Annotated in this window: 6 protein-coding genes; 3 read left to right on the top strand and 3 right to left on the bottom strand. The window is 69.8% G+C overall.

Going from position 1 to position 6,079, the window contains the following annotated elements; all coding sequences use genetic code 11:
* The first annotated feature begins 328 nt into the window (after nucleotides 1-328).
* The 3 genes from ENSA5_RS05570 to hisB are packed head-to-tail and all read left to right on the top strand — an operon-like array spanning nucleotide 329 to nucleotide 3,143.
* The gene (locus ENSA5_RS05570) at nucleotides 329-1,960 is read left to right on the top strand and encodes an Hsp70 family protein (RefSeq protein ID WP_106390543.1); all 1,632 of its coding nucleotides are present in this window, start codon (nucleotides 329-331) and stop codon (nucleotides 1,958-1,960) included.
* 21 nt (nucleotides 1,961-1,981) lie between these two features.
* Nucleotides 1,982-2,500 carry a J domain-containing protein gene (locus ENSA5_RS05565; protein ID WP_106390541.1) on the top strand — a complete coding sequence of 173 codons (519 nt, stop codon included), beginning with the start codon at nucleotides 1,982-1,984 and terminating at the stop codon, nucleotides 2,498-2,500.
* A gap of 37 nt (nucleotides 2,501-2,537) precedes the next feature.
* A complete protein-coding gene (hisB, locus tag ENSA5_RS05560; RefSeq protein ID WP_106390539.1) occupies nucleotides 2,538-3,143 on the top strand; it encodes an imidazoleglycerol-phosphate dehydratase HisB in 606 nt (201 codons plus the stop codon).
* A gap of 126 nt (nucleotides 3,144-3,269) precedes the next feature.
* Here the strand turns inward: hisB and ENSA5_RS05555 are convergent, their stop codons facing one another.
* From ENSA5_RS05555 to ruvX, 3 genes are read right to left on the bottom strand one after another with little or no spacing between them, the layout of a single operon-like run.
* Entirely contained in the window at nucleotides 3,270-4,388 is a 1,119-nt protein-coding gene (locus ENSA5_RS05555; protein ID WP_106390536.1) for a PEGA domain-containing protein, read from the bottom strand.
* Between the two features lie 59 nt (nucleotides 4,389-4,447).
* A complete protein-coding gene (mltG, locus tag ENSA5_RS05550; protein WP_181197404.1) occupies nucleotides 4,448-5,617 on the bottom strand; it encodes an endolytic transglycosylase MltG in 1,170 nt (389 codons plus the stop codon).
* Nucleotides 5,614-6,075: a Holliday junction resolvase RuvX gene (gene ruvX / locus ENSA5_RS05545; protein WP_106390532.1), complete on the bottom strand. Its 462-nt coding sequence runs from the start codon at nucleotides 6,073-6,075 to the stop codon at nucleotides 5,614-5,616. Before ruvX ends, mltG begins: the two co-directional genes overlap by 4 nt.
* Between the last annotated feature and the right edge of the window lie 4 nt (nucleotides 6,076-6,079).

Genomic DNA, 6,079 nt, shown 5'->3' with positions numbered 1-6,079 from the left:
TGCACTTTGCCACGCACGGCCGCTGCGCGGCCGGTCGCTCCCTCGCTGCGCTCGCTCGCTCGGTGGGCTCTGATGAGCTTGGCCGAGAGATGCGTGGCCCCCCAAGGGGGGCTGCTATTTAGACCCCCCCGCGGGGCATCGTGCACTTTGCCACGCACGGCCGCTGCGCGGTCGGTCGCTCCCTCGCTGCGCTCGCTCGCTCGGTGGGCCCCCCGCGGGCATTCTGCACTTTGCCACGCACGGCCGCTGCGCGGGGCCCCAAGGGGGCCGGCGTGGATCCGGCCTGATTCTTCGGTCCGTGGCGTGGGTCGGCTACACTGACGCTCGAATGGCGGATGCCAACATCGTCCTGGGTATCGACCTGGGCACGACGAATTCGGCCTGCGCGGTCGTCCAGGACGGGCGAGCGTCGGTGGTTCGGCGTGGCGAGGACCGCATCGTGCCCTCGGTCATCGCGGCGCTGCCGAGCGGGCAGATGGCGGTCGGGGACTCGGCCAAGCTCCAGCGGGCGATCGATCCGAGCCAGGTGGTCTACAGCGCCAAGCGGCTGATCGGGCGGCGCTTCTCGTCGCCGGAGGTCCAGCGAATGATGCGCTCGATGCCCTACCGGATCGTCGAGGGCAACAACGAGTCGGTCATGATCGAGGTCGGCGGCCGACGCATGAGCGTGGTCGAGATCTCCTCGCTGATCCTCAAGTATCTGCGCAAGATGGCCGAGGAGGCGCTCGGGCGCCGGGTCAAGAAGACGGTCATCGCGGTCCCGGCCAACTTCACCGACTCGCAGCGCAGCGCGACCCGCATCGCCGCGCGCCTGGCCGGGCTCGACGTGATCCGGGTCATCAACGAGCCGACCGCGGCGGCGCTGGCCTACGGCTACATCGAGGACATGGACCGGCGGATCGCGGTCTACGACTTCGGCGGCGGGACCTTCGACGTCACGATCTTGCAGATCACCCGCAACGTGTTCGAGGTCCTCTCGACCTCGGGCGAGATGTTCCTCGGCGGCGACGACGTCGACGAGGTCATCCTCGAGCGCATGGCCGCGGTCTACATGCAGCAGCACGGCGTCGACCTGCGCAGCGACCCGCGGGCGATGGAGCAGCTGCGGGCGGTCGCCGAGCAGGTCAAGATCCAGCTGTCAGAGACCTCGGCGTCGTCGATCCGCGTGGCCGACGTGCCGCCGGGCAGCAACCGCGACCTCGACTTCGCCCTGTCCGAGGCCGACCTGCGCGCGGTTGCAGGGCCGATCGTCCGCCGCACGATCCCGGTCTGCGAAGACGCGATGCGGGTCGCGGGCATCAACGCCCAGCAGATCGACGAGATCGTGCTCGTCGGCGGCACGACCCGCCTGCCGCTGGTCCGCGAGGTCGTGCAAGAGATCTTTGGCAAGCCCCCGCAGACCTCGATCAACCCGATGAGCGTCGTCGCCGTCGGCGCGGCGATCCAGGGCGCGGCGCTGCTCGGCTCGCTGGTCCCGATGGCGTCCGGCGGCGTGTCGATCCCGACCATGGCTCAGAGCGCGGTCTTGCTCGACGTGACCCCCCGCAGCCTCGGGGTCGGCACGATCGGCGGCAACGTCGACTTCATCATCGAGCGCAACTCGGTCATCCCCGTCGAGCAGACCCGGATGTTCACGACCACGACGGACAACCAACGCTACGTCCGCATCCAGGTCTGCCAGGGCGAGAGCCCGAACTTCGACGGCAACACCAAGCTCGGCGAGATCCTGCTCACGGGCCTGCGCGAGGCCGAGCGCGGCTCCGTGACCGTGGCCGTGACCTTCGAGATCAACACCGACGGCCTGCTCGAGGTTCGGGCCCTCGACCAGGACACCGGTCAGGAGCAGGTCGCGACCATGCGCGTGCTCGGTGGCCTGCCCCAGAACGAGGTCGACGCGATCATGGCCCGCGCGCAGCAACTGCAGGGCCCGGGCGATGGCGCGGTCGCCGGGCGGCCATAGGCCTGCTAAGCTGGTGCCGCAATGTCGAAGTCGGGCATGGGAGAGTTGGTCTCGGACGTCGCCCGCCTGCACGAGCAGATCGGGCAGCTGAGCTACTACGACTTCCTCGCGGTCACGCCCCAGACCGACTACATCGGCATCCGCGACGCCTTCTACACCCGCGCGCAGCTCTATCACCCGGATCGCTTCGTGGCGATGGAGGGCGAGTCGGTCAAGAAGGCCGTCTACGCCGTCTACAAGCGCATGACCGAGGCCTACCAGGTCCTCAGCGATCCCGAGCTGCGCGCCGCCTACGACCGCGCCCTCGGCCAGGGCGAGTTTCGACTCGCGGCCGAGGCCCGCGCGCGCCGCCTCGACGCCGACGAGCGTCAGGTCTCGAACCCCTTCGCGCGCATCTACCTCCGCTCGGGCCGCCGCAAGTACGAGCAGGGCGACCTCAACGGGGCCTGGATCGACTGCGAGCTCGGGCTGTCCCTCGAAGAGACCCCGCCGCTGCGCAACCTCCACGTCGCCGTGGTCAAGGCGCTCGCCGGTCGATAGCTTGCTTCGAGCGCCGTGCTCGGGCCAAGCTGAGCCCGTGAATGACGTCCGGCGAGCCGAGGTCGAGCGAAGCACCCGCGAGACCCAGATCCGTGTCGCGCTCGCGCTGCCCGGCGACGCCCCGGCGCCGCCGAAGGTCGAGACCCCGGTGCCCTTCTTGTCCCACATGCTCGACGCCCTCGGCCGTCACGGCGCGATGGCGCTCGAGGTCGAGGCCAAGGGCGACGTCGAGATCGACGACCATCACACGGTCGAGGACGTCGGCCTGGTCCTCGGTCAGGCGCTGGATCAGGCGCTCGGGGATCGCAAGGGCATCTACCGCTACGGGCACTTCTCGCTCGTGATGGACGAGACCCTCGTCGACGTCGCCCTGGATCTCGGCGGCCGGCCCTACCTGGTCTACGACCTGCCCGCGATCACCGGCAAGTGGATCGGTCGCTTCGACTGTGAGCTCGTGCGCGAGTTCTACCAGGCCCTGGCCGTGCAGGCCCGGATGAACCTTCATGTTCACCTGCGCGCGGGCGGCAACGCCCACCATGTGGTCGAGGCCTCGTTCAAGGGGCTGGCCCGGGCGCTGCGGATGGCCTGTCAGCGCGATCCGGCCTCGGCCGGCTCGGTGCCGTCGACCAAAGGTGTGCTCTAGCCCTTTGCGGCTCGTGCTCGTCTTCAAGGGGCCTTTCAAAAGAGCCCCTCGCTGCGGCGGCGAAGCCCCCTCCGCTCACCCCAAACGCTCGCCTTGCGGCTCGTGCGAGCCCCAAATCATTCAGAGCTAGAACCGAAGGCCGACGCCGCCCGGCCCAACCTGTAGGTGCTCGTTGACCGCGGCCTCGAGCTTGGCCTGTTTGCGCGGGTTCTTGGCCGTGTTGATCAGCACCGCGACCCCGAGGGTCACGAGGGCCCCGCCGGCGAGGCCGAGGCCGACCCCATACCACTTGGTGTTGAACAGGAACTTGCAGTCGCCGTCGAGATCGATGTTTGCGCCCTGGCAGCTGGAGCCGAGGCCGTAGGGCCGATCGTGGAGGAAGGTCAGGGCGAGGCCGCCGCCGACCGCAGCGATGCCGATGCCGAGCGAGGCCCAGCCATAGGGGCGCTTGGGCAGGCGGTTGGGGACCTTCTCGAGCTCGTAGCTGAGGCTCTCGCGCGCGCCCTCGACGAAGGTTCGCTTCTCCTGGACCGCGATGTAGCCCTCTTTGCTGACGCGGATCACGTGATCGCCGGGGATCACCCGCTTGTCGACCGGGGTGACGCCGAAGGGCTCGCCGTCGAGGGTGACCTCGGCGTCCTCGGGGTCGGAGGTGATGTTGATCGCGGCCGGGCCGCTAGCGAGGGCGTCGAGCTTGGTCCGCAAGGTCGCGGCCTGGGTCTCGATCAGGCCGCCGACATCGACGACGCCGCAGATCTCGCAGCCTTCGCTGCTCGACACGATCTCGCTGCCCTCGTCGCCCTCGTAGAGCGCAACCTGGACGGTGTAGTCGCGATCGACGACCTCGACGGTCGCGCGGACGATGTGGGTCGCGCCGGTCTTCTGGGCGATCTTCTGCATGCAGCCGGGCTTGGAGCAGTCGCCGCCGCCGGCCGCGGCCGTCACCTCGTCGGGTGTGATGACCTCGAAGCTGCCCCGCTGCAGACCCTCGACGAGCTGCTTGGTCAGGGCCTCGCGGTCGGCGTCGGCGAGCTCGCCCTCGACGACCAGGGGCAAGATCGCGGTCCTGGCCGCGACGTCAGTCGAGCTCGGGTCGACCCTCGGCGCTGGGGCCTTTGCCTCAACCCCCGGCTCAGGCGGAGCGGCGAGCGTCAGGGGGACTTGGGCGAGGCCGATCGCAAAGGCTGTGACCGTGGCCAGAGTCGTCGCGACCATGGATCGTGGGCGACCCGCAGGGAAGGCCATGGGTGCAGGCTAACACAAGGCCGTCGTTCGCCGGGGCTGCGGGGAATGCGAGCGAGCGCTTACTTCTGAACCGAGCCGTCACCTTTGGCCCCGCCGAGGATGTACTTGTTCACGGCCGCCTCGTGCTCCTGGACAGACTTGGAGAACTTGTGGGTGCCGTCGTTGCGCGAGACGAAGTACAGGTAGCGGCTCTTCTCGGGCGCGAGCACGGCCTCGAGCGCGTCCCGACCCGGGTTCGAGATCGGACCCGGCGGCAGCCCCTCGTGGGTGTAGGTGTTGTATGGGTTGTCTTTGTCGCGCAGGTGGATTCGTCGAATCCGGCCCTCGAATTGCTGACAGGCCTCGGACCGCCGCTCGGGGACCGTGCAGCCATAGATGATCGTCGGGTCGGTCTGCAGCAGCTTGGGCTTGAAGGACTTGAACCGAAGGCGGTTGATGAACACGCTGGCGATGCGCGGCCGCTCGGCGCCCTGGCTGGTCTCCTTCTCGATCAGCGAGGCCATGATGACGATCTCGGGGTCGCCCCAGCCGAGGGTCTCGGCCAGGCTCCGGGCGCCCTCGCTGTGGCCGCGGCGGAGCTCGGCGTAGACCTGATGGTGGCGCTTGACCATGCGCTCGACGATCTGGGCGGCGCTCGCCGAGGTCGAGAATTTGTAGGTGTCCGGGAACAGGTAGCCCTCGGCGCTCGGGCCCTCGATGTCGAGGCGCGCGAGCAGCTCGGGGTCGCGCATCGCGGCGAGCAGCTGGGCCTCGCCGCCACCGAGCCCGGCCTCGGCCAAGATCTGGGCGATCTGAACGCTGTGCTTGCCCTCGGGGATGGTCACGCGGCGCTCTTGCACGGGCTGACGACGCTGGAGCTCGTCGAGGATCTGCGTCGGCGTCATGTCGCCGCGAAACTCGTGCTCGCCGGCCGTGACCTTGCTGGCCGCGCCGCGGTGGAGCACGAAGAGCTTGAACGCCCGGGCCTCGTCCGGAGCGATGACCTCGTGCTCCTCGAGCAGGGCGAGGACCTCGGAGAAGCTGGCGCCCGCGGGGACCGTGACGGTGATCGGATCGCTCGACCCCTGGCCGGGGCGCTCGGGGTAGCCGGTCAGACGCTTGTATCCGGCCCGGGCGCTGAGGACCGCGAGCAGCAGCAGGCTGACGATCACGGCCAGGGCCCAGCGGCTGGCCCGGCGAGACTTGCGAGGCTTGTACCAGGGCCGAGGTTTGCGGACCCCACGGCTCACGGCGCTCGACCCTCCCCGGCCTCCGGCCGATTCTCGGGCTGGGCGTCGAGCCAGCCCTGGAGGATGAACTGGGCCGCGACCGCGTCGATGGTTCGCTTGCGCTTGGCCCGGGACAGGTCGGCCTCGAGCAGGGTCCGCTCGGCCGCCGAGGTCGAGAAGCGCTCGTCCCAGGTCACGACGCCGAGCTCGGCGCCCGCGGCCTCGAGCGCGGCCTCGAGCGCGGTGATGAAGCGGCGCACGAGCCGGGCGCGGTGGCCCTCGCTGCCGTCGAGCTCGAGCGGCAGGCCGACGACGATGAGCTCGGCCTCGAGCTCGCGGGCGCGGGCACAGATCGCGGGGGCGTCGGCCTTGGTGCCCGCGCGGCGCAGGACCTCGCGGGCGTGGGCCATCGACCCGCCCGCGTCGCTCACGGCGATGCCGATGGTCTTGGACCCGACGTCGAGGGCGAGGGCACGCATGGTC

The organism is Enhygromyxa salina (assembly GCF_002994615.1).
Taxonomy (GTDB): domain Bacteria; phylum Myxococcota_A; class Polyangia; order Nannocystales; family Nannocystaceae; genus Plesiocystis; species Plesiocystis salina_A.
The sequence above is the reverse complement of the archived record's forward strand: the minus strand, read 5'-3'. Positions and strand labels throughout refer to the sequence as shown.